The 21,489-nt window shown below is 72.1% G+C and carries 24 protein-coding genes; 10 read left to right on the forward strand and 14 right to left on the reverse strand.

Going from position 1 to position 21,489, the window contains the following annotated elements; all coding sequences use genetic code 11:
• Positions 1-19: 19 nt before the first annotated feature.
• From EV384_RS29805 to ctaE, 5 genes are all read right to left on the reverse strand, one after another.
• Positions 20-694, reverse strand: coding sequence for a DUF4142 domain-containing protein (locus EV384_RS29805; RefSeq protein WP_130338561.1), 675 nt, complete (start codon positions 692-694; stop codon positions 20-22).
• A 226-nt stretch (positions 695-920) separates the two neighbouring features.
• Entirely contained in the window at positions 921-2,549 is a 1,629-nt protein-coding gene (gene qcrB / locus EV384_RS29810; protein WP_130338563.1) for a cytochrome bc1 complex cytochrome b subunit, read from the reverse strand.
• Positions 2,546-3,634: a cytochrome bc1 complex Rieske iron-sulfur subunit gene (qcrA, locus tag EV384_RS29815; protein ID WP_130338565.1), complete on the reverse strand. Its 1,089-nt coding sequence runs from the start codon at positions 3,632-3,634 to the stop codon at positions 2,546-2,548. Before qcrA ends, qcrB begins: the two co-directional genes overlap by 4 nt.
• Positions 3,635-3,701: 67 nt before the next feature.
• Complete coding sequence (gene qcrC, locus EV384_RS29820) at positions 3,702-4,538, reverse strand: cytochrome bc1 complex diheme cytochrome c subunit (protein WP_130338567.1); 837 nt, start codon at positions 4,536-4,538, stop codon at positions 3,702-3,704.
• 72 nt (positions 4,539-4,610) lie between these two features.
• On the reverse strand, positions 4,611-5,210 hold the full coding sequence (gene ctaE, locus EV384_RS29825; RefSeq protein ID WP_089013301.1) for an aa3-type cytochrome oxidase subunit III: 600 nt from the start codon (positions 5,208-5,210) through the stop codon (positions 4,611-4,613).
• 108 nt (positions 5,211-5,318) lie between these two features.
• Here ctaE and EV384_RS29830 point away from each other — a divergent pair, with 108 nt between their 5' ends.
• From EV384_RS29830 to EV384_RS29845, 4 genes are all read left to right on the forward strand, one after another.
• The gene (locus EV384_RS29830; RefSeq protein ID WP_130338569.1) at positions 5,319-6,272 is read left to right on the forward strand and encodes a cytochrome c oxidase assembly protein; all 954 of its coding nucleotides are present in this window, start codon (positions 5,319-5,321) and stop codon (positions 6,270-6,272) included.
• Positions 6,273-6,378: 106 nt separating this feature from the next.
• Positions 6,379-6,777: a response regulator gene (locus EV384_RS29835; protein WP_130338571.1), complete on the forward strand. Its 399-nt coding sequence runs from the start codon at positions 6,379-6,381 to the stop codon at positions 6,775-6,777.
• Between the two features lie 86 nt (positions 6,778-6,863).
• The gene (trpD, locus tag EV384_RS29840; protein ID WP_130338573.1) at positions 6,864-7,910 is read left to right on the forward strand and encodes an anthranilate phosphoribosyltransferase; all 1,047 of its coding nucleotides are present in this window, start codon (positions 6,864-6,866) and stop codon (positions 7,908-7,910) included.
• Positions 7,911-8,131: 221 nt separating this feature from the next.
• Positions 8,132-8,335, forward strand: coding sequence for a hypothetical protein (locus tag EV384_RS29845; protein ID WP_130338575.1), 204 nt, complete (start codon positions 8,132-8,134; stop codon positions 8,333-8,335).
• Positions 8,336-8,516: 181 nt separating this feature from the next.
• On the opposite strand, the gene EV384_RS29850 is transcribed toward EV384_RS29845, so the two are convergent.
• On the reverse strand, positions 8,517-8,942 hold the full coding sequence (locus EV384_RS29850; RefSeq protein WP_130338577.1) for a cytochrome c oxidase subunit 4: 426 nt from the start codon (positions 8,940-8,942) through the stop codon (positions 8,517-8,519).
• A 10-nt stretch (positions 8,943-8,952) separates the two neighbouring features.
• The gene (ctaC, locus tag EV384_RS29855) at positions 8,953-9,924 is read right to left on the reverse strand and encodes an aa3-type cytochrome oxidase subunit II (RefSeq protein WP_130338579.1); all 972 of its coding nucleotides are present in this window, start codon (positions 9,922-9,924) and stop codon (positions 8,953-8,955) included.
• Positions 9,925-10,093: 169 nt separating this feature from the next.
• Between ctaC and EV384_RS29860 the strand changes: the two genes are divergently transcribed.
• Together EV384_RS29860 and EV384_RS29865 are read left to right on the forward strand one after the other, a co-directional pair.
• Complete coding sequence (locus EV384_RS29860; RefSeq protein WP_130338581.1) at positions 10,094-11,245, forward strand: cysteine desulfurase family protein; 1,152 nt, start codon at positions 10,094-10,096, stop codon at positions 11,243-11,245.
• Entirely contained in the window at positions 11,242-11,469 is a 228-nt protein-coding gene (locus EV384_RS29865) for a sulfurtransferase TusA family protein (protein ID WP_130338583.1), read from the forward strand. The genes EV384_RS29860 and EV384_RS29865 overlap by 4 nt, the downstream gene beginning before the upstream one ends.
• A 4-nt stretch (positions 11,470-11,473) precedes the next feature.
• On the opposite strand, the gene EV384_RS29870 is transcribed toward EV384_RS29865, so the two are convergent.
• The 4 genes from EV384_RS29870 to EV384_RS29885 form a co-directional block, all read right to left on the reverse strand.
• Positions 11,474-12,067 carry a P-loop nucleotide/nucleoside kinase family protein gene (locus EV384_RS29870; RefSeq protein WP_130338585.1) on the reverse strand — a complete coding sequence of 198 codons (594 nt, stop codon included), beginning with the start codon at positions 12,065-12,067 and terminating at the stop codon, positions 11,474-11,476.
• Positions 12,064-13,041, reverse strand: a complete 978-nt coding sequence (locus tag EV384_RS29875) for a carbohydrate kinase family protein (protein ID WP_130338587.1) — start codon at positions 13,039-13,041, stop codon at positions 12,064-12,066. Before EV384_RS29875 ends, EV384_RS29870 begins: the two co-directional genes overlap by 4 nt.
• A 228-nt stretch (positions 13,042-13,269) precedes the next feature.
• On the reverse strand, positions 13,270-13,638 hold the full coding sequence (gene erpA / locus EV384_RS29880; protein WP_130338589.1) for an iron-sulfur cluster insertion protein ErpA: 369 nt from the start codon (positions 13,636-13,638) through the stop codon (positions 13,270-13,272).
• Between the two features lie 166 nt (positions 13,639-13,804).
• Positions 13,805-14,941: a glycerate kinase family protein gene (locus EV384_RS29885; RefSeq protein WP_130340900.1), complete on the reverse strand. Its 1,137-nt coding sequence runs from the start codon at positions 14,939-14,941 to the stop codon at positions 13,805-13,807.
• Between the two features lie 68 nt (positions 14,942-15,009).
• Between EV384_RS29885 and nadA the strand changes: the two genes are divergently transcribed.
• The 4 genes from nadA to EV384_RS29905 all read left to right on the forward strand — a co-directional run bounded on the left by nadA (position 15,010) and on the right by EV384_RS29905 (position 18,732).
• Positions 15,010-16,209, forward strand: a complete 1,200-nt coding sequence (gene nadA / locus EV384_RS29890) for a quinolinate synthase NadA (protein WP_130338591.1) — start codon at positions 15,010-15,012, stop codon at positions 16,207-16,209.
• A 157-nt stretch (positions 16,210-16,366) separates the two neighbouring features.
• Positions 16,367-17,779: a UDP-N-acetylglucosamine 1-carboxyvinyltransferase gene (murA, locus tag EV384_RS29895; protein WP_242624356.1), complete on the forward strand. Its 1,413-nt coding sequence runs from the start codon at positions 16,367-16,369 to the stop codon at positions 17,777-17,779.
• Positions 17,780-17,815: 36 nt separating this feature from the next.
• Positions 17,816-18,463 (forward strand): DUF3043 domain-containing protein, encoded by a 648-nt coding sequence (locus EV384_RS29900; protein WP_165440112.1) that lies wholly within the window; start codon positions 17,816-17,818, stop codon positions 18,461-18,463.
• An 83-nt stretch (positions 18,464-18,546) separates the two neighbouring features.
• Positions 18,547-18,732: a hypothetical protein gene (locus EV384_RS29905; protein WP_242624357.1), complete on the forward strand. Its 186-nt coding sequence runs from the start codon at positions 18,547-18,549 to the stop codon at positions 18,730-18,732.
• A gap of 28 nt (positions 18,733-18,760) precedes the next feature.
• Here the strand turns inward: EV384_RS29905 and EV384_RS29910 are convergent, their stop codons facing one another.
• From EV384_RS29910 to EV384_RS29920, 3 genes are read right to left on the reverse strand one after another with little or no spacing between them, the layout of a single operon-like run.
• A complete protein-coding gene (locus tag EV384_RS29910; protein WP_242624358.1) occupies positions 18,761-19,750 on the reverse strand; it encodes an ABC transporter ATP-binding protein in 990 nt (329 codons plus the stop codon).
• Between the two features lie 34 nt (positions 19,751-19,784).
• The gene (locus tag EV384_RS29915; RefSeq protein WP_130338595.1) at positions 19,785-20,588 is read right to left on the reverse strand and encodes an ABC transporter permease; all 804 of its coding nucleotides are present in this window, start codon (positions 20,586-20,588) and stop codon (positions 19,785-19,787) included.
• The gene (locus EV384_RS29920; RefSeq protein ID WP_130338597.1) at positions 20,581-21,432 is read right to left on the reverse strand and encodes an ABC transporter permease; all 852 of its coding nucleotides are present in this window, start codon (positions 21,430-21,432) and stop codon (positions 20,581-20,583) included. The genes EV384_RS29915 and EV384_RS29920 overlap by 8 nt, the downstream gene beginning before the upstream one ends.
• Positions 21,433-21,489 lie beyond the last annotated feature (57 nt).

Raw genomic sequence — 21,489 nt, forward strand, 5'->3', positions numbered from 1 at the left:
CACCATCGGCCGTACGACGTCAGCTGATGCTCGGAGCCGGCGTCTCAGTGGTGCCCGGGCCCGGCGACTCGGTGGTCGTGCCGCCCGGAGTCGGGGACTCGGTGCCACCCGGACCCGGCGTCCCGGTGCCGCCCGGGCTGGGCGTGCCGCTGGCGCTGGTCTGCGGGACCGGAACGCCCAGGGTCTGGGCCAGGGCCGTCAGCGCGTCGACGTGCGCCTGGAGGACCGGCAGGGCGTCCTGGGCGAGTTGGACCACCGACTGCTCGGAACCCTGCGAGATCTCGGTCTGGGTGGCCTGGATGGCCTGGATGTGGCCGGCCAGCTCGGCGGTCACCCACGCCTTGTCGAACTCGGCGCCGCTGAGGTTGTTGAGCCGGTCGATCACCTTCTGCTCGTCCGCGGTGGGCTCGCTGGGCAACTGCACGTTCAGCTGCTGCGCGGTGCTCTGCACCGTCTGGTCCAGCTGGGTGTGGTCCGTCACGAACTGCTTGCCGAGGTCCTTGACCTGCTGGTTCTTGCCCTTCTGCTGCGCCATGTTCCCCATGACGATCTCCGCCAGGTTCACCTGGTGCAACGCCTGCAGGTACTGGGTGTCCTGCGTGGACGGCTGTGCTGCGGCATGCGCCGCCGTCGCCGGCGTCAGCCCGACCACCACCAGGGCGGCCAGCAGTCCGAGGCGTTTGATACCCAACATGTTTTCCCCCCCTTTTTCGTTGGACCGCACGGTTACCCGGCTGACCGGGGTTATTCCTGCGATTCCACCCGTCCGTGGCGGGGACGGACGTCCGCCGAAGGCGGAGCGCCTGTCACGAACGGCGCGTAGGGGGGACGGATCGGGCACTGCGGTCTCCGGTGCCCGGAGACGGACGTGGCGCCCGCCGGAGATCCGGCGGGCGCCACGGTCGGGTGTGTCGGGCGGGTCAGCGACGGCTCTCGCCGCTGCCGATCTCCGCCCGCTCCGGTCGGGACTCGACCGGCGGGTGCCCCGGCGAGACCGGCGCCTCGGCCGGCTTCTCGATCGGGTAGAAGAAGCCCCGGATCGCCGGGCCGAGGGCACCGAGCCGGTTCATCTTCTTCGGCACGACCCAGCCGACGTAGTCCAGCTCGCCGTGCCCGTCGTGGCCGTCGACCGCGGTGAGCGGCTGGTGGACCTCGACGAACCGGCCGTCCGGCAGCCGCTTGATGATGCCGGTCTCCACGCCGTGGGCCAGCACCTCCCGGTCATGCTGCTGCAGACCCAGGCAGAGCCGGTACGCGACGTAATAGGCCAGCGGCGGGACGATCAGCAGACCGACCCGGCCCGCCCAGGTCATCGCGTTCAGGCTGATGTGGAACTTGTCCGCGATGACGTCGTTGGCGCCGGAGAGGGTCAGCACCAGCCAGAATGCCACGGCCATCGAGCCCGCGGCGGTCCGGGCCGGCACGTCCCGGGGGCGCTGGAGCAGGTTGTGGTGCTTGTAGTCCTTGAGGTGCCGCGCCTCCAGGAACGGGTAGAGCAGGGAGATCCCGACCAGGATGCCGGGCAGCACCACCGTCGGCCAGAAGATCGGCGGGATGACGTACCCGTCGCCGATCGGGATGTTGATCTCCCAGGCCGGCATGAGCCGGGTCGAGCCGTCGAGGAACATGACGTACCAGTCGGGCTGGCTGGCGGCCGAGACCACCCACGCCTCGTACGGGCCGAAGTACCAGATCGGGTTGATCTGGAAGAGGCCACCCATCAGCGCGATCACGCCGAAGACGAGCATGAAGAAGCCGCCCTGCTTGAGCGCGTAGCGCGGGAACATCCGCTCGCCGACCACGTTCTCGTTGGTCCGGCCGGGGCCGGGCCACTGGGTGTGCTTCTGCTTGAAGACCAGGCCCAGGTGGACGCTGATCAGGGCCACCAGCAGACCCGGGATGAGCAGCACGTGGGCGATGAACATCCGGCTGACGATCATCTCGCCCGGGAACTCTCCGCCGAAGATCGACGAGGTGACCCAGGTGCCGATCACCGGGATGGACAGCATGATGCCGGTGGCGATCCGCAGACCGGTGCCGGAGAGCCCGTCGTCCGGCAGGCCGTAGCCGGTGAAGCCGGCCAGGAAGCCGACCCAGAACAGCAGCGAGCCGATGATCCAGTTGGTCTCACGCGGCTTGCGGAACGCGCCGGTGAAGAAGACCCGCAGCATGTGCACGACGATCGAGGCCATGAACAGCAGGGCCGCCCAGTGGTGCATCTGCCGCATGACCAGACCACCCCGGACGTCGAACGACAGGTCCAGGCTGGAGGCGTACGCGGCCGACATCGGCGTGCCCCGCAGCGGGGCGTAACTGCCGTTGTAGACCACCTCGGTCATCGCCGGCTCGTAGAAGAAGGTCAGGAAGACACCGGTCAGCAGCAGCACGATGAACGAGAACAGCGCGATCTCGCCGAGCAGGAAGGACCAGTGGTCCGGGAAGACCTTGTTGAGCAGCTTCCGCAGCGGGGTGGCCGCCTGGAAGCGGTCGTCCAGGGCACCGGCGGTCTTGGCCGGCACCGCTGCTACGTCAAACTTTCGGCGCTTCATGGCCGCTCCCAGAAGTCGGGGCCGATGGTTTCGGTGTAGTCGGACTTCGCCACGAAGAAGCCCTCCTCGTCCACCTCGATCGGCAGCTGCGGCAGCCGCCGGCTCGCCGGGCCGAAGATGGGCCGGGCGTTGTCGGTGATGAGGAACTGCGACTGGTGGCACGGGCAGAGCAGGCGGTTGGTCTGCTGCTCGTAGAGGCTGGCCGGGCAGCCCGCGTGCGTGCAGACCTTCGAGAACGCCGCGTAGTTGCCCCACATGTAGGCGCCGTGGCCGATGCGGGCGTTGTTCGCCCGGGACTGCTGCGCGTCTTCCTCCCGCATGTGGATCAGCAGGGTCGGCGAGTCGGCGTGCTTGTTGCTCACGCCGTGCTCGATGCCGGGGAAGGCGGTGATCTGGCCGCCCGCACTGATGTCCGCCGGGCGGATCGGCCGGCCGTCCTGGGTGACCAGCCGGATCCGCTTGCCGCCCTCGGCCGGCGCGAAGCCGGTGGTGAACATCTGGTTGTTCTTGTGCGGGTCGGAGATCAGGCCACCGACCAGCGGGGCCGCGATGACCGCACCGACCGGCGCGAGGCCGGCCAGCAGCGAGATGCCGAGCAGCGGCCGCCGCCGGACACCCATCTCGTCGGCCATGTAGAGCATGGTCTCGCCGGTGATCCGGCGGTCCTCCGGCGAGCTCGGCTGGTCGTGCCGGTCCTGGATCGAGACCTCCTTGGGCAGCAGCTTCTTGCCCCAGGTGAGGATGCCGAAGCCGACGGCCAGGAGCGCGACGCCGAGGGTGAGGCCGAGCAGCGGGGTGTAGTACTTGTCCCCGCCGCGGCCGGCCTCGTACTTCCACGGCCACCAGATGTAGATGATCAGGAAGGCGGTCGCGGCCAGGCCGGTCAGCAGGAACATCCCGGCGACCAGCCGGGTCAGCCGGCGCTCGGCCTTGGTGCCGGGGATGACCTGCGGCTCGTAGTGGACGATCTCGATGTCGTCCCGCCGGGCGCCCTCCTCGACGATGTCGAATCGGGAGAGCCGGGGGTCGTTCACGTCGAGCGGCTCCCGGCCCTGCGGGGCCTGGTGCTCGGTGTGGGTGCTCATGCCGTCACCTCGCTCCGGGCGGTGCCGGGGGCCGGCACCGCAGCACTGAAACCAATGATCCGCTCGGTCACGACTTGCCCGCAATCCACAGGCTCGCGAAGACCAGCGCGACGATGCCGACCAGGAAGGCCGCCAGGCCCTCGGTGGACGGCCCGTACCGGCCGAGGCCGAAGCCACCCTGGTCCTGGTCGTGCTTCAGGGTCCCCTGGATGTAGGCGATGATGTCCGCCTTCTGCTCCGGCCGCAGCTGGTTGTCGCCGAAGACCGGCATGTTCTGCGGGCCGCTCAGCATGGCGGCGTAGATCTGCCGGTCGCTGGCGGGCTTCAGGCTCGGGGCGTACTTGCCCGAGGAGAGGGCGCCGCCGCCACCGCCGAAGGCGTGGCACTGCGAGCAGTTGATCCGGAACAGCTCACCACCGGTCGCCAGGTTGGCGCCCTCGTGGAGGTTGTTGCCCGCGGGGACCTGCGGGCCGCCGCCGAGCTCCTGGATGTACTGGCCGAGCTGGCGCACCTGCTCGTCGGTGAACTGCGGGGGCTTCCGCATGGCCTGGGCTTCCTGCCGGGCCATCGGCATCCGACCGCTGCCGACCTGGAACTCGACCGAGGCCGAGCCGACTCCGATCAGGCTCGGCCCGCGTCCCTGGACACCCTGGGCGTTGCGACCGTGGCAGGTCACACAGCTCACGTCGAACAGCGCCTTGCCCTCGCCGGCGGCGGCGCTCAGCGGCGGGTTTTCCTGCGCCTGCACGCCGGGGGCGAAGACGGTGTAGGCGCCGCCGGCCAGCGTCAGCGCGGCGATCAGCCGGACCGCGGCGCCCAGCCGGCGGCGGCCCCTGCTGCGCGCTGCGGGCCGCCCGCGCAGGCGCGCGAGCAGACCGCGTCGGCGGTCGTTGTCAGAAGTCATGACCTGTGTCCTTAACCGGTTGGACCTTGTCTCAGGGGACGGAGCAGCGGCGCGGTTCGTGACGCGCCAAGATCACTGGAGCCAGTAGATCATGGCGTAGAGGCCGATCCACACGACGTCGACGAAGTGCCAGTAGTACGACACGACGATCGCCGACGTGGCCTGCGCCGGGGTGAACCGGCCCATGGTGGTGCGGATCATGAAGATGATGAAGGCGATCAGACCGCCGGTCACGTGCAGACCGTGGAAGCCGGTGGTCAGGTAGAACATCGACCCGTAACCGTCTACGTTGATCTTCACGCCCTCGTGGACCAGGTTGCGGTACTCGTTCGCCTGGCCGAGCACGAAGATCAGACCCATCACGAAGGTGATCGTGAACCAGCGCCGCAGCGCGTGGACGTCACCCTTCTCCGCGGCGAAGACACCGAGCTGGCAGGTCACCGAGGACAACACCAGGATCACCGTGAAGGTGGTCGCGTAGGGGATGTTGAGGATCTCGGTGTGCTTCTCCCACTGCTCCGGCGCTGCCGCGCGGATGGAGAAGTACATCGCGAACAGCGCCGCGAAGAACATGAGTTCACTGGAGAGCCACACGATCGTCCCGACGCTGACCATGTTGGGTCGGGTCAGGGAGTGGATCCGGCTCTTGTCAATGGCTGGGGCCGCAGTCACGCGGTCATTATTGCCCTTGACCGGGACCGGCGATCAGCGGGGTGGCAAACCTGCGCCATCCGTGGCCCGATCGGGGTGGTCCGGTTCGCCTGACCTACCCTGAAAAGCGTGCTGCACGTCGATCCGATCTTCGCCGCCACCTCGGTCGCCCCGTCGACCCTCGCGGCGGGGGGCGAAGCCGTCCCACCACCCTTCACCGTCGCCCGGGTCTTCACCGAGGCCCGGCTGGACAGCTGGCTCGCCCTCGGGCTGGTCCTCGCCGCCGGGCTCTACCTCTACGGCGTGTACCGGCTGCGGCTGCGCGGCGTCCACTGGCCGGTCGTCCGCACGGTCTGCTTCCTCGGCCCCGGGTTGGGCGGCATCGCCTCGGTGACGGTCAGCGGGCTGCACGCGTACGACACCGCGCTGCTGTCGGTGCACATGGTCCAGCACATGGTGCTGTCGATGGTGGCGCCGATCTTCCTGGCCCTCGGCGCGCCGGTGACGCTCGCCCTGCGCACCCTGTCGCTCCGCCCGCGCAAGCGCCTGCTCGCGATCGTGCACAGCCGGATCGCCCGGGTCTACACCTTCCCGCTGGTGGCGTTCGCCATCTTCGTGGCGAACCCGTTCGTGCTCTACTTCACCGACCTGTACCGCTACACCCTGCAGCACGCGTGGGCGCACGAGCTGGTGCACGCGCACTTCATCATGACCGGCTGCGTGTTCTTCTGGCCGCTGCTCGGCCTGGACCCGCTGCCCGGGCGGTGGCCGTACCCGGCCCGGGCGCTGCTGATGCTGCTCTCCGTGCCGTTCCACACCGTGCTCGGGCTCACCATCATGCAGAGCACCACCCTCTTCGGCGGCGACTGGTACCCGTCGCTGCACCTGAGCTGGTCGAACCCGTGGAACGACCAGGTGGTGGCCGGCGGCGTGCTCTGGGCCGGCGGCGAGCTCGTCAGCATCACCGTGCTGGCCGTGCTGGTCGTGCAGTGGGTGAAGCAGTCCGAGCGGGAGGCCCGCCGGGTGGACCGCGAGCTGGACCGCCAGGAGGCCCTGCAACGCGCCGCGGAGTCGCCCGCCTGACCGTCGCGGGCGGGTACGCCCACCGGCCCGCCAGGGCGGGCCGTCCGGCCCGATGTGACGCCCGCTACCATCAGCGGGCAGCTACGAGGTGGGAGCCAAGCCAGCGATGAGCGATCGTCTTTGCACCGTCCTGCTCTACAGCGACGACCCCGAGGTCCGCGACCGGATGCGGCTGGCCGTCGGCACCCGGCCCGCGCCGGGGCTCCAGATCGAGTTCGTCGAGGCCGCCGACTACGCCGGGTGCGTCCGGCTGGTCGACGAGTACGAGATCGACCTGCTCCTGCTCGACGGCGAGGCCACTCCGGGCGGCGGCATCGGCATCGCCCGGCAGATCAAGGACGACCGGGACGACGCCCCGCCGACCTGCGTGGTGATCGCCCGGGCGGCCGACCGCTGGCTCGCCGCGTACGCCGAGGTCGACGCGACGCTGGTGCACCCGCTCGACCCGGTGACCACCGGCACCACCGTCGCCGAGCTGCTGCGGCGTACGCCCGCCGCGGCCTGAGTCACCCCCTCGGCGCCACGGCATCGCGGCCGTGGCGCCGACGTCGTTCCTCACCCGCATCTCCATGCCCGCTCGGGAGGCCCGCCATGGGCGAACGGACCTGGCCGCTGCTGCTCAACGCGCTGCTGCGCGGCGAGGAGCTCACCACCGCCGACACCGCCTGGGCGATGGACGAGATCATGACGGGTGCGGCCAGCCCGGCCCAGGTCGCCGGCTTCGCCGTGGCGCTGCGGGCGAAGGGCGAGACCCCGGCCGAGCTGGCCGGCCTGGTGGAGGCGATGCTCGGCCGCTCCGTCGAGGTGGTGCTCCCCGAGGAGCTGCGCCGGACCGCCCTGGACGTGGTCGGCACCGGCGGTGACCTCGCGCACACGGTCAACATCTCCACCATGACCGCGCTCGTGGTGGCCGGCGCCGGCGTCCGCGTGGTCAAGCACGGCAACCGCGCCGCCTCGTCCTCCTGCGGCACCGCCGACCTGCTGGAGTACCTCGGCGTCCCGCTGGACCTGAGCCCCGAGCAGGTCGCCCGGTGCGTCGACGAGGCGGGCATCGGCTTCTGCTTCGCGGCCCGGTTCCACCCCGGGATGCGGCACGCCGGCCCGGTCCGCCGGGAGATCGGCGTGCCCACCGCGTTCAACTTCCTCGGCCCGCTGACCAACCCGGCCCGCCCCCGGGCCGGCGCGGTCGGCTGCTTCGACCTGCGGATGGCGCCGGTGATGGCGGCCGTCTTCGCCGAGCGGGGCGACTCCGTGATCGTGATGCGCGGCGAGGACGGGCTGGACGAGTTCACCACCGCCGCGCCCACCCGGGTCTGGGTGGCCCAGCGGGGCACCGTGAGAGAGGCGCTGCTGGACGCCGCCGACCTCGGGGTACCCCGGGCCACCCTGGCGGATCTGCGGGGCGGGGACGCGGCGTACAACGCCGGGGTTGCCCGGCGGCTGCTCGCTGGCGAGACCGGCCCGGTCCGCGACGCCGTGCTGGTGAACGCCGCGGCGGCGCTGGCCACCCAGGGGCCGCTGGACGGGGACCTGATCGAGGCGCTGCGGGCCGGGATGGCCACGGCCGCCGAGTCCATCGACTCCGGCGCCGCCGCCGGCGCGCTCGACCGCTGGCTCGAGGTCGCCCGCGCGCTCTGACTCCCGCCGCCCCGCGCCGTCGGGGATCGGCGCCACCCGGGAGGCGCGCGACCAGCGCTCTGTCCGGGGCGGGCCGGCCGGGTCCGGAACGGACGTGTCGTCGGCCGGGGTCCGAAACGGAAGTGTCGGACCCGCGTGCCAAACTACACGGGAGTAATTTTCCGTTTTCCGCCGATGGCGGCCCTGTCCCTCGGCGGGCGCCGGAGCGAGAGGAGACGCCCGTGTCGGACCGCGAGCTCTACTGCGACACCTGCGAGGGCGTTCAGCCGTTCGAGGCCCCGCCCTGCGTCGACGGCCACGGCGTCGACTGCCCCGAGCGGGCCTGCACCGGCTGCGGCGCGGCCGTGCTGATCGCCACGTTCACCTTCCGCGCCCCGCGCCTGGACAGCCGCCGCCGGGTCTCGACCTACCGCCGCGCGGCCTGACCCACGCCCCGCCGGCCCTGGCTCGCCCACCACATCGCCGACCTGGCGGTGTACGGAGTTGCCCGAGGCCGCCACGTCGCGGAGCTGGGGCGAGGCAGACCGACGTCGCCGGGGGCGGGTGGACTGGAAAGGCGAATGGCCCGCGTCCGGAGGACGCGGGCCATTCGGGGAAGCCGTCAGCTCAGTGCTCGGCGGTGCGGCGGGTGCCGGTGTAGTACTCGAAGAGCAGGCCGCAGGCGGCGAAGATCACCGTCACCAGGCCCAGGCCCAGCAGCCAGAACTGCCAGAAGACCAGCCCCAGACCGGCGATCGCGGCGGCCAGCGCCAGCCCGAACGGCCAATAGCTGCCCGGGCTGAAGAAGCCGATCTCGCCCGCGCCGTCAGCGATCTCGGCGTCCGGCCGGTCCTCGGGGCGCAGGTCGATGCGGCGGGAGACGAACCAGAAGAAGCCGCCGCACATCGAGCAGAGCATGAAGGACAGCAGCAGCGCCACCGTGCCGATCCACTCGACCCGGCCGCCCTCGCCGTACGTCCAGCTGGCGTAGAGGATCGCGACGCCGAAGAGGAAGGTCGCGATGACCAGGAAGATTTTCCACTCGGTCTTCATGCCGGATCCCTCAGCTTCCCGCGCCGACCGGAGCGCTGTCCGGGTTGAAGTTGTTCTTGTCGCGCCGGGTGTTGAACGGCTCGGTCTTCGTGGCGAACTCGGGCTCGCCGATCGCCTTGAGCGCCTCCTGGGTCGACTTGCCGGCCTTCTTGGCCGCCAGGAACTGCTCGTACTTCTCCGGCGAGACGACCCGCAGTTCGAAGTTCATGAAGGCGTGGTAGCTGCCGCACAGCTCGGCGCAGCGGCCGACGTACGCGCCCTCCTGGTCGAGGCTGGAGACCTGGAAGACGTTGCGGATGTTGCCCGGCATGACGTCCCGCTTGAACAGCAGCTCCGGCACCCAGAAGGAGTGGATGACGTCGCGGCTCTGCTCCTCGAACCGGATCGACTTGCCGCTCGGCAGGACCAGCACCGGGATGACCTCGCTGGTGCCGAGGACCGAGGCGACGGTGTTGGCGTCGCGGCCCTGGCCGTCGCGGTAGTTGAACTGCCAGTTCCACTTGAAGGCGACGACCTCGACGGTGACGTCGGGGTTCTTCGTCGTCCGGTCCACGTCGGTCTGCACGATCGCCGTGTAGTAGAAGAGCACGGAGACGATCAGGATCGGCGCGATGGTGTAGAGGAACTCCATCGGCATGTTGTAGCGGGTCTGCACCGGCAGCTCGTTGCCGCGCTTCCGGTAGCGGATCACGCACCAGAAGATGAGGCCCCACACGAAGACGCCGACCGCGAGCGCCGCGATGCAGGACGCGATCCACAGGTCGTACATCCGGTGCGACTCGGGGGAGATGCCACCCTCCGGCCAGCCGAAGCCGCCGAACGTCTTGCCGACGTCGCAGCCGGTGAGCAGAACCAGCAGCGCCGCTCCGCCGAGACCGAGCCCGGCGAGCCGACCAGCACCACGCCGCCGGCGCCCACCGGCTCCTGGGGAAGCGCTGTGCCGTACGGCCGTCGGCCGTACCTCCGAACTCCTTGCGACCACCTGGTCCTGCCTCCCTAGCGCGCCGCGGTGGTTGTTTCCTCAACACCGACGGCAAAGGCGTCACCGACGGTCGCAGATTACTCGACCATGACGGGCCTGACCGTCTTGGGGTCACTGTCCGCCCCCATCGGGGGATCTTGGGCATACCGACGCGATAGCGTGGACGTTTGTGAGCGCATCCCCGGTCTACCTGGACGCGGCCACCGCCGCGCCGCTGCACCCGGTCGCCCGGCAGGCGTTGCTGGCGGCGTTGGAGGACGGCTGGGCCGACCCCGGCAAGCTGTACAGCCAGGCCCGCCGGGCCCGCCAGCTGCTCGACGCCGCCCGCGAGGCCACCGCGCAGACGCTCGGCGTCCGCGCCGACGAGCTCTCCTTCACCCCCAGCGGTACGGCCGCGGCGCACGCCGCCGTGCTCGGCGGGCTGATCGGCCGGCGCCGGGTCGGGGCGGCCCTGGTGCACTCCGCGATCGAGCACTCGGCCGTGCTGCACGCCGCCGAGCGGCACGTCGGGGCCGGCGGGACGGCCGTGCCGGTACCGGTTGACCGGGCGGGTCGGCTCGACCTGGACGCCTGGTCGGCGGCGGTCCGGGCGCCCGGGGTGGCGCTCGCCGCGCTGATCGGCGCCAGCCACGAGGTGGGCACCGTCCAGCCGGTGCCGACGGCGGCCGCCGAGTGCGCCGACGCCGGGGTGCCGCTCTACGTCGACGCCGCGCAGTTGATCGGCCGGGCGCCGGTGCCGGCCGGCTGGTCGGTGCTCAGCGCCAGCGCGCACAAGTGGGGCGGGCCGCCGGGCGTCGGGCTCCTGGTGGTCCGCAAGGGCACCCGGTGGGAGTCGCCGTTCCCGGCCGACGAGCGGGAGTCGGGGCGTACCCCCGGAGTGCTGAACCTGCCCGCGGTGGTGGCGGCGGCGGCGAGCCTGCGCGCGGCGGCGGCCGACGCGGCGGCCGAGGCGACCCGGCTGGCGCCGCTGGTGGACCGGATCCGGACCCGGGTGGCGGCCGAGGTACCGGACGTCGAGGTGGTCGGCGACCCGGTCGACCGGCTCCCGCACCTGGTCACCTTCTCCTGCCTGTACGTGGACGGCGAGGCGCTGCTGCACGCGCTGGACCGGCGTGGCTTCGCGGTCTCCTCCGGCTCGTCGTGCACCTCGTCGACGCTGCGGCCGTCGCACGTGCTGGCGGCGATGGGGGTGCTCTCGCACGGCAACGTCCGGGTGTCGCTGCACCGGGAGACCACCGAGGCGGACGTCGAGCGGTTCCTCACCGAGCTGCCCGGCATCGTCGCCGACCTGCGCGCCGAGGCCGGGGTGATGGGGCTGTGAGTGAGCCGGACGAGGTCCTCGACTGCCGGGGCCAGCGCTGCCCGCTGCCGGTGATCGCCCTGGCCCGCCGCCTGCCCGAGCTGCCGGTCGGCGCGGTGCTCCGCGTCCTCGCCGACGACCCCGCCGCGGCGGTCGACATCCCCGCCTGGTGCCGCATGCGGGGGCAGGAGTTCCTCGGCGCCGTAACGGGCGGGTCCAGCTACGACGTCCGGCGGAGCCGGTGACGGGTCATGCGAGATAGCTGAGGATGGCGGGGAGGGGGTCGATGTCGACCGTGGTGTCGACCACCAGGCGGGGGCCGATGATCGGCTCGTACTCGGCGCGGCGGACCAGGGTCTGCTCCCAGGTGGGCAGGTGTCGGTCCGGCTCGGCGGGCAGCCGCGCCTCGACCCGGCGGCGGTGCTCCGCCTCGTCGCCGCAGTGCACCTCGATCACCCGCAGCGGCACCCCGGCCCGCTCGGCCAGGTCGTGCCAGAGGCCCCGGGCGCTGGCCACCGGGTTGACCGCGTCGATCACCACGCTCAACCCCAGCCCGAGCTGCACCTCGGCGAGACCGGCGACCGCGCCGTACGCGGCCATCCCGGGCACGTCGCCGACCAGGCCGTAGCGGGCCATGGCCCGCTCGACCGGGTCCACCGGCAGGACCGGGGCGCGCAGCGCCGCGCCGACCCGGACGGCCAGGTTGCTCTTGCCCACCCCGGGCAGACCGGCGAACGCCACCAGCACCGGGCCGGCGGCGGCGGCCGCGCCGGGGCGGACGGCACCCGGATCCACTCCGCCGGAGACGCCGGGGTGGTCGGGGCCGGGTACCGCGGAGGTCACGGGAGCAGGTGCGGCCGGATGTCCTCGGCGGCCGCGTCACCGTACGACTCGGCGAGGCGCTTCACGAACAGGTCGCGGCGGACCTCGTACTCCTGGCCGCCGAAGTTCTCGAGCACCAGGGTGGCGAGCAGGCAGCCGACCTGGGCCGCCCGCTCCAGGCTGACCCCCCAGTTGAGGGCGGCGAAGAAGCCGGCCCGGAAGCCGTCGCCGACGCCGGTCGGGTCGACCGCCTGGATCTCCCGGGCGATCGGCACGTGGAGCGGGGCGAAGTCGCGCCCGGCGATCTCGACACCCTGCTTGCCCAGCGTGGTGACCCGGACCTTGACCCGCTCCAGCAGCTGCTCGTCGGTCAGCCCGGCCTTGCTCTGCAGCAGCGACTTCTCGTACTCGTTGGTCATCAGGTAGTCGGCGCCGTCGATCAGGCCGATGACGTCCGCGCCGTCCATCCGGGCGAGCTGCTGGGACGGGTCCGCGACGAAGGCGTAGCCGCGCTCCCGGCACTCCCCCGAGTGCCGGATCATCGCGGCCGGGTCGTTGGCGCTGACCAGGACCAGGTCGAGGCCGCCGAGCCGGGCCGCCACCGGGGCCAGCTCGATGTTGCGCGCCTCGCTCATCGCCCCCGCGTAGAAGGAGGCGATCTGGCACATGGCGGTGTCCGTGGTGCAGACGAAGCGGGCGGTGTGGGCCACCTCGCTGACGTGCACCGAGTCGCAGTCGACCCCGTGCCGCTCCAGCCAGGAGCGGTAGTCGGCGAAGTCCGCGCCGACCGCGCCGAGCAGCACCGGGCTCAGCCCGAGCTGGGCCATGCCGAACGCGATGTTGGCGGCGGTGCCGCCGCGCCGGAGCACCAGCTCGTCGACGAGGAAGGACAGCGAGACCTTGTCCAGCTGGTCGGCGATGAGCTGGTCGGCGAAGCGACCGGGGAAGCTCATCAGGTGGTCGGTCGCGATCGAGCCGGTCACGGCGATCTTCATGTCAGCCCTCGGGGTCGGCAGCACGGCGCCGGTCAGCCTACCGGCCCGGTCGGCACGTCTGTCGCGGGTCGGTCGAGAACCGGTCGACCCACGCATACCCGGACGTCACCGCCCGGACACCCGGAGGCACGAAGAAACGGCGGAACCACCCGGGGAGGGTGGTCCCGCCGTTTTCGTCACATCACCCGCCGGCCCGGTACGGGCCGGCCGGCTCGGCGCGAGGTCGACTCAGCTGAACGAGTCGCCGCAGGCGCAGGAGCTGCCGGCGTTCGGGTTGTCGATGGTGAAGCCCTGGGCGTCGATCCGGTCGGCGAAGTCGATCGTCGCGCCGGCCAGGTAGGGGGCGCTCATCCGGTCGACGACGACCTCGACACCGCCGAAGTCGGTGACGACGTCACCGTCGAGCGACCGCTCGTCGAAGAAGAGCTGGTACCGCAGGCCGGAGCAGCCGCCCGGCTGCACCGCGACCCGGAGCCGCAGGTCGTCGCGGCCCTCCTGCTCGATCAGGGCCTTGACCTTCTGCGCCGCGACGTCGGTGAGGACGACGGAAGTAGGGGCCTTGGCCTCGGTCGACTCGGTCTGCGCTGGCGTGGTCACGTGGAAATCTCCCTGCGCGGTATGGGTCCGGACGCACTGGCCAACGTCGCGCGTCGCCCAGTGATTCCCGGTGTGGTCCAGATCCGATCCTACGCCGCGCCGGGGGGAGTCACCTCCGGTGGCGTGGTCCGGCTCGCGTGAGCCGCGCCGCAGGCCAACGCCCCGCTCAACGGCTCCACTGCCGGGCCAGCCGGGCGCCGAGCGCGCGCAGCCCCTCGGCGGGCCGCCCCATCGCCGCCTCCAGCCCGCCGCGTTCCTCCCCGCCGAAGTGCTCCACCAGGCTGTACGCCTCGGTGACCCCGGCCGCGGCGGCCTCCCGGCGGCCGGTGCTCACCCGCCCCGCCAGCACCACGCAGGGCACGCCGCGGTCCCGGGCGGCCCCGGCCACCCCGGCCACCACCTTGCCGCGCAGCGACTGGTGGTCGAAGGAGCCCTCCCCGGTGATCACCAGGTCGGCGCGGTCGAGCGCGGCGTCCAGCCCGATGGCCCGGGTGACCAGGCCGATGCCGGACTCGCACCGGCCGCCCAGCGCCAGGATGGCCGCGCCCAGCCCACCGGCCGCGCCGGCGCCGGGCAGCGCGCCGAAGCCGGCCGGGCAGCCGGGCAGCTCGCGTTCCAGCACGGCCGCCCAGCGTTCCAGGGCGGCGTCGAGGAGCAGCACGTCGGCCCTGGTGGCGCCCTTCTGCGGGCCGTAGACGTTGCTGGCGCCATGCAGCCCCAGCAGCGGGTTGTCCACGTCGGTGGCGGCGACCAGGTCGACCGCGCGCAGCCGGGGCGCGCCGTCCAGCGCGGCCACCGCGGCGAGTGCCGCTCCCCCGTACGGCAGGGCGTGGCCGGCCTGGTCGAGGGGGGTGACGCCGAGCGCGGTCAGCATGCCGGCGCCCCCGTCGTTGGTGGCGGAGCCACCCAGGCCGACCACCACGGTCCGGGCGCCGGCCTCGACGGCGGCGGCCACCAGCAGCCCCAGCCCGTACGAGGTGGTGGCCTTCGGGTCGCGCTCGGCGGCGGTGAGCAGGTGCAGCCCGCACGCCTGGGCGCTCTCCAGGTAGGCCACGCCGTCGTCGGTGAGCAGGATCTCACCGGCGGCGGGCCGGCCGAGCGGGTCCACGGTCGGCACCGGCAGCCGCCGCCCGCCGAGCGCCTCGGCGAGGACGGCGACGAAGCCGGGCCCGCCGTCGGCGAGGGGCCGGATCAGCAGGTCGTCGCCGGCGGCCACCTCCCGCCAGCCCTCGGCCACCGCGGTGGCCACCTCCTGGGCCGGCAGCGTGCCGGCGAACTTGTCCGGGCAGAGCAGCACGCGCATGCCCAGCAGTGTGGCAGCCCACACCTGGGACGGCTGCGCGGCGGCCACGCTGTGGGACCATGGGGGGCGTGACTTCGACCTGGGTTGAGCCCTCCAACACCGCCACTGCGCTGCTGCTCCTCGGCCGCGGCAGCGACCCCGCCACCGAGCGTGGCGTGGAGTGTCCGGGTGACCTCCCCGCGCCGAGCGACCCGGACCTGGTGGCCCGGGCGGCGGCGGCCAAGGCCGCGCTCGGCACGAAGGTGTTCGTGCTGGGTCACCACTACCAGCGGGACGAGGTGATCCAGTTCGCCGACGTGACCGGTGACTCGTTCAAGCTGGCCCGCGAGGCGGCGGCCCGGCCCGACGCGGAGTACATCGTCTTCTGCGGCGTGCACTTCATGGCCGAGAGCGCGGACATCCTCACCTCGGACGCGCAGCAGGTGATCCTGCCGGACCTGGCCGCCGGTTGTTCGATGGCCGACATGGCGGTGCTGTCGCAGGTCGAGACCGCCTGGGACGTGCTGACCGAGCTGGGCATCGCCGAGGACACCGTCCCGGTGACCTACATGAACTCCTCGGCCGACATCAAGGGCTTCGTCGGGCGCAACGGCGGCGTGGTCTGCACCTCGTCGAATGCCAAGCGGGCGCTGGACTGGGCGTTCGAGCAGGGGTCGAAGGTGTTCTTCCTGCCCGACCAGCACCTCGGCCGCAACACGGCGGTGCTGGAGATGGGCTTCTCGCTGGACGACTGCGTGCTCTACGACCCGCACAAGCCGAACGGCGGGCTCACCCCGGAGCAGCTGCGCGACGCGAAGATGATCCTGTGGCGCGGGCACTGCTCGGTGCACGGCCGCTTCACCCTGGAGAGCGTCAACGACGTCCGGGAGCGGGTGCCGGGGGTGAACGTGCTGGTCCACCCGGAGTGCCGGCACGAGGTGGTCACCGCCGCCGACCACGTGGGCTCCACGGAGTACATCATCAAGACCATCGAGGCGGCCCCGGCCGGCTCGGCCTGGGCGGTCGGCACCGAGCTGAACCTGGTCCGCCGGCTGGCGCTGGCCCACCCGGACAAGCAGATCATGTTCCTGGACAAGGCGGTCTGCTACTGCTCGACGATGAACCGGATCGACCTGCCGCACCTGGTCTGGGCGCTGGAGGAGCTGGTCGCCGGTCGGGTGGTCAACCAGATCACCGTGGACCCGGACACCGCGCACCACGCCCGGGTGGCCCTCGACCAGATGCTCGCCCTTCCCGGGGCGGACACCCCGCCGCCCACCGCCGTTTGATCACGCTCGGTCACATGGTTGGTACGGAAACGCACCGGAAACCCCGGTTCGTGCCCTGGCTGGCGATGTGACCGATTCCATTTTCGTCACGGAGGGCTATGCTGCCGGGGCGACAACACATGCCGGCCGTTTTCACCTGGCCGCCCTGCGGGTAGCGATGCAGATCGTGGACCCCAACCATTTACACGGCAGCACCAACGCGCTGGAGGTTGCGTTGACCGACGACGTCCTGGTCGTACACGGAGGCACTCCGCTCGAAGGGCGGATCCGCGTGCGCGGCGCGAAGAACCTCGTCTCCAAGGCCATGGTCGCCGCGCTGCTGGGTGACTCGCCCAGCCGGCTGTTCGACGTGCCGCGGATCCGCGACGTCGAGGTGGTCCGCGGGCTGCTCGGCCTGCACGGGGTGAAGGTGACCGACGGCGCGGAGGACGGAGAGCTGGTCTTCGACCCGTCCAACGTCGAGAGCGCCAGCACCGACCAGATCAACGTGCACGCCGGCTCCAGCCGCATCCCGATCCTGTTCTGCGGCCCACTGCTGCACCGGCTCGGGCACGCCTTCATCCCGGACCTGGGTGGCTGCCACATCGGGCCGCGCCCGATCGACTTCCACCTCCAGGCGCTGCGCGAGTTCGGCGCGACGGTCGACAAGACCCCGGAGGGGCTGCACCTGTCGGCGCCGAACGGCCTGCACGGCACGAAGTTCGCCCTGCCGTACCCGAGCGTGGGCGCCACCGAGCAGGTGCTGCTGACCGCGGTGATGGCCGAGGGCGTCACCGAGCTGCGCAACGCGGCGGTGGAGCCGGAGATCATCGACCTGATCTGCATCCTGCAGAAGATGGGCGCGATCATCAAGGTGCACACCGACCGGGTGATCGAGATCCAGGGCGTCAAGAAGCTGCACGGCTACACCCACCGGCCGATCCCGGACCGGATCGAGGCGGCGAGCTGGGCGGCGGCCGCGCTGGCCACCCGCGGGGACGTCGAGGTGCTGGGCGCGCAGCAGGCCGACATGATGACCTTCCTGAACGTCTTCCGCTCGGTCGGCGGCGAGTACGAGGTCACCGACGCCCGCCCGCCGAAGCTGGGCGACCCGGGCCAGGAGGGCGGCATCCGGTTCTGGCACCCGGGCGGCGAGCTGAACGCCGTGGCGCTGGAGACCGACGTGCACCCCGGCTTCATGACCGACTGGCAGCAGCCCCTCGTGGTGGCGCTGACCCAGGCCCGGGGCCTGTCGATCGTCCACGAGACGGTCTACGAGCAGCGGTTGGGCTACACCGAGGCGCTGAACACGATGGGCGCCAACATCCAGGTCTACCGGGACTGCCTGGGCGGCACCCCGTGCCGCTTCGGCCGGCGCAACTTCAAGCACTCGGCGGTGATCGCCGGGCCGAGCAAGCTGCACGCCGCCGACCTGGTCATCCCGGACCTGCGCGCCGGTTTCAGCCACCTGATCGCGGCGCTCGCCGCCGAGGGCACCTCCCGGGTGTACGGCGTCGACCTGATCAACCGGGGCTACGAGGACTTCGAGAAGAAGCTCGCCGACCTGGGCGCGCACGTCGAGCGTCCGTAACGTCACACCGCTCCTTCCGCGCCCGGTGCACCCGCGATGTGCACCGGGCGCGGCTGTTTGGCTACTCTTCACCACGTGCCGTCGCTGTTTCGCCGCAAGCCCGCCGACCTCGTCGATGAGTCCGTCACCTCGGTGACGACCGACGAGGCGTCCGCCGCCGCCCGCCCCCGGGGCTACACCCCGAGCAAGAAGGAGCTGGGCCAGGTCACGCCGAAGCGGCCGGTCGCCGGCCGGCGGCTCAGCGCGCCGAGCCGGCCGCTGACCAAGGAGGAGGCCCGGGAGCAGCGCCGGGCGGCCCGCGCCGAGGCGGCCACCGAGTTCCGTCGCGAGGGCGGCCCCCGCGACCGGGGGCCCGAGAAGCTGCTCGCCCGCAACGTGGTCGACTCCCGGCGTACGGTCGGCACCTGGTTCTTCGGCGGCGCGCTGATCGTGCTGGTCGGCTCCAACCAGGCCATGCCGCCGATCGTCCGGTTGATCTCCAACGTGCTGTGGGGCGCGCTGGCGCTCGGCGTGGTGGTCGACTCCGTCCTGATCTCCCGCAAGATCAATAAGCTGATGCGGGAGCGGTTCCCGAAGAGCGACCAGAAGCTCGGCTCGCTCTACCTGTACGCGATCATGCGGTCGATCACCTTCCGCCGGATGCGCGCCCCCGCGCCGCAGGTCAACATCGGCGACAAGATCTGACCCGGACCCGCTCCGACCGGCCCCTTCCCGCCCGCCGCGGGGAGGGGCCTCGTCATGCCACCCCGGCCAGGAGCAGCAGCGCGGTGGTGCCGGCCGCGGTCCGGGTCATCCGGGCCGGCGAGGGCCCGCGGGTGCGCTCGGAGCACGCCGACTTCAGCGCCACCGACCTCGGCCCGGGCGACTACGCCACCTTCCCCGGCGACGCGCCGCACCGGTACGAGGCGCTGGCACCGGGCACCTTCGCGGTCCTGGTCGCGGAGCACCCGTGAGCCGGCCGCCCCGCCGCCGGACGTCGGCTCAGCCCGTGACCACCGGAGCGCGGTAGAGGCGGGCGACGACCTCCTCGATGTCCGGCTCGACGATCGAGATGTCGCGGAGCGTGGCCAGGCCGGCGAGCCCGGCAACCACCTCGGCGACGCCCGCCGACTCCAGGGCGAAGACCAGCCGGTGGCCGTCCGCCTCCACCCGGTGCAGCGGGGCGCCCGGCAGCGTCGGCGGCGCGGCGAGGGCGGTGTCCAGCTCGGCCACGACCAGCCGGCGGGAGCCGTACCGGCTGTGCAGGGCGGCGATGGAGCCGTCGTGCACCACCCGGCCGTGGTCGATCACCACGAGGCGACGGCAGAGCCGCTCGATGTCGGCCAGGTCGTGGGTGGTGAGCACCAGGGTGGTGTCGCCGGCCCGGCCCAGCTCCCCCAGGAAGCCCCGGACGGCCTGCTTGCTCACCACGTCCAGCCCGATGGTCGGCTCGTCGAGGAAGAGCACCTCCGGGCCGTGCAGCAGGGCGGCGGTCAGCTCGCCCCGCATCCGCTGGCCCAGGGAGAGCTGCCGGACCGGGGTGTCCAGGAACTCGTCGAGGTCGAGCAGGTCGCGACAGCGGCGCAGCCGGGCCGCGTGCTCGGCCGCCGGCACCCGGTAGACGTGCCGCAGCAGGTCGAACGAGTCGCGCAGCGGCAGGTCCCACCAGAGCTGCGAGCGCTGGCCGAAGACCACCCCGATGCGCAGCGCCAGCCGGGTCCGCTCGGCCACCGGCCGCAGGCCGCAGACCCGGACCTCGCCCGCCGACGGCATCAGCACGCCGGTGAGCATCTTCAGGGTGGTCGACTTGCCGGCGCCGTTGGGGCCGATGTAGCCGAGCATCTCGCCGCGCTCCACCCGCAGGTCGACCCCGTCGACGGCGGTGACCACCCGCTTCTCCCGGCGCAGCCGACCGGCCTTCACCCGGACGGTGAACTCCTTGCGCAGCCCGCGCGCATGAATGACCGCTGCTTGTGACTGCGGGGCTCGCAAGCTCACTCCTCGCACTGCACGATGATGACCTGGCTCATGATCCCGTACTCCGGTAGTGACGGACCCCGACGCGCCAGGACACGGCCGCGACCGCGGCGGCGACGAGCGCGACGCCGGGCGCGGTCCAACCGACCCAGGCCGGCAGGCCGAGCGGGTCGGCCCGGCCGAGCAGCGCCAGCGCCGGGTGGTAACTGACGAAGGCGAAGCCCATCCCGTACGCGAAGACCGCCCGGAACCAGCCGCCGTAGACGGTGATCGGGTACGACGTGAAGTCGCGCCCGCCGTAGGTGACCGAGTTGGCCAGCTCGCCGGAGTCGATCCAGTAGAACGACACCGTCGCGGTGGTCACGAAGACCGCGCCGAAGAAGACCACCGCGGCGACCGGGGCCACCAGGACCAGCGCCAACCGGCCCGGCGTCCAGTCGATCCCGGCCGAGGTCACCGCCACCACCAGCACGGCCAGGCCGAAGAGCGCGCGGGACACCTTGCGCAGCGGCAGGTCCATCAGCAGCAGTTGGGGCAGCGCACCCAGCGGGCGGACCAGCACGGCGTCGAAGAGGCCGGTCCGGACGTACCGGGGCAGCCGCTCGATGTTGCCGACCAGCAGGTCGGCGGTGGCGAACGCGAACGACGAGATGCCGACGATGACCAGCGCCTCGCGCAGCGTGAACCCGCCCAGCTCCCTGGTCACCCCGAAGAGCACCAGCACGGTGACCACGTCGAAGACGGTCGCCCCGACGTTGCCGACCAGGTCCACCACGAACGAGGTCCGGTACGCGGTCTGCGACCGGGCCTGCGCCCCGAGCAACGCCCGGTACGCGGCCAGTCGCTCAGCCACCCTGCACCACCAGCCGGCGTTCGGCCCGGCGCTGGACCAGCCGGCAGGCGGCGAGGATCAGCACCGCCCAGGCGACCTGGAGCCCCACCAGCCCGAACTGCGCCGGGGCCGGGTCCCGCTCGACCAGCACGTCGAGCGGGGTCTGCAGCAGGCTCGGGAACGGGGTGGCGTACCAGAGCGCGAGCTGGAACCACTCGGGCAGGAAGCGCAGCGGGAAGTAGAGCCCGGCGAGCACCCCGGAGCTGAGCGTCCAGAGGATCATCGCGCCCCGCACGTCCTGCAGCCAGTACGCGGTGGCGTTGACCAGGAACCGGCAGCCGAAGCAGAGCACCACGGCGACCAGCACGGAGAGCGCGAAGAGCGGCACGGTGGCCCAGCGCCGGGGCAGGTACACGTCGAAGAGGAGCGGGCCGATCAGCACCGGCGGCAGCAGCCGGGAGAGCGAGGCGAACCCCGCGCGGCCCAGGTCGGTGGCGAGGTAGCTGGTCACCGGGTGCACCGGACGGAGCAGGTCGCTGGCGATCTCCCCGGTCCGGATCCGGTCCGCCAGGTCGGTCCAGCCCCAGAGCAGGATCACCGCCAGCAGGCCCTGCCCGGCCCAGACGAAGGTGGCGAGCTGCGCCCGATCGTACCCGGCGACGGTGCCGGCCGCGCCGACCACGGCGAGGAAGATGTAGCAGCGCAGGAACCCGAAGACCGTGTTGGTGACCACCCCGGCGACGGCGGCCTGCCGGTAGGTGGCGTGGCGCCGGAAGCCGGACAGGACCATCGCGCCAAATGTCCGAAACCATCGGGTAACGTTTGAGTCCGTGGGCGGTGCCACAGTGGCGGTGACAGAGCCCACGCCGCTACCCTCCTTCCGCAGCCATGACGTGCTGGACCGGGCGACTCTACCGGCACG

Source organism: Micromonospora kangleipakensis (assembly GCF_004217615.1).
GTDB classification, from domain to species: Bacteria; Actinomycetota; Actinomycetes; order Mycobacteriales; family Micromonosporaceae; genus Micromonospora; species Micromonospora kangleipakensis.

Coding starts and splice junctions, on each gene's coding strand:
- EV384_RS29805 (WP_130338561.1), bottom strand. CDS start 694: ATGTTGGGTATCAAACGCCTCGGACTGCTGGCCGCCCTGGTGGTGGTC.
- qcrB (WP_130338563.1), bottom strand. CDS start 2,549: ATGAAGCGCCGAAAGTTTGACGTAGCAGCGGTGCCGGCCAAGACCGCC.
- qcrA (WP_130338565.1), bottom strand. CDS start 3,634: ATGAGCACCCACACCGAGCACCAGGCCCCGCAGGGCCGGGAGCCGCTC.
- qcrC (WP_130338567.1), bottom strand. CDS start 4,538: ATGACTTCTGACAACGACCGCCGACGCGGTCTGCTCGCGCGCCTGCGC.
- EV384_RS29835 (WP_130338571.1), top strand. CDS start 6,379: ATGAGCGATCGTCTTTGCACCGTCCTGCTCTACAGCGACGACCCCGAG.
- trpD (WP_130338573.1), top strand. CDS start 6,864: ATGGGCGAACGGACCTGGCCGCTGCTGCTCAACGCGCTGCTGCGCGGC.
- EV384_RS29850 (WP_130338577.1), bottom strand. CDS start 8,942: ATGAAGACCGAGTGGAAAATCTTCCTGGTCATCGCGACCTTCCTCTTC.
- EV384_RS29875 (WP_130338587.1), bottom strand. CDS start 13,041: ATGAAGATCGCCGTGACCGGCTCGATCGCGACCGACCACCTGATGAGC.
- EV384_RS29885 (WP_130340900.1), bottom strand. CDS start 14,941: ATGCGCGTGCTGCTCTGCCCGGACAAGTTCGCCGGCACGCTGCCGGCC.
- murA (WP_242624356.1), top strand. CDS start 16,367: ATGCAGATCGTGGACCCCAACCATTTACACGGCAGCACCAACGCGCTG.
- EV384_RS29900 (WP_165440112.1), top strand. CDS start 17,816: ATGTGCACCGGGCGCGGCTGTTTGGCTACTCTTCACCACGTGCCGTCG.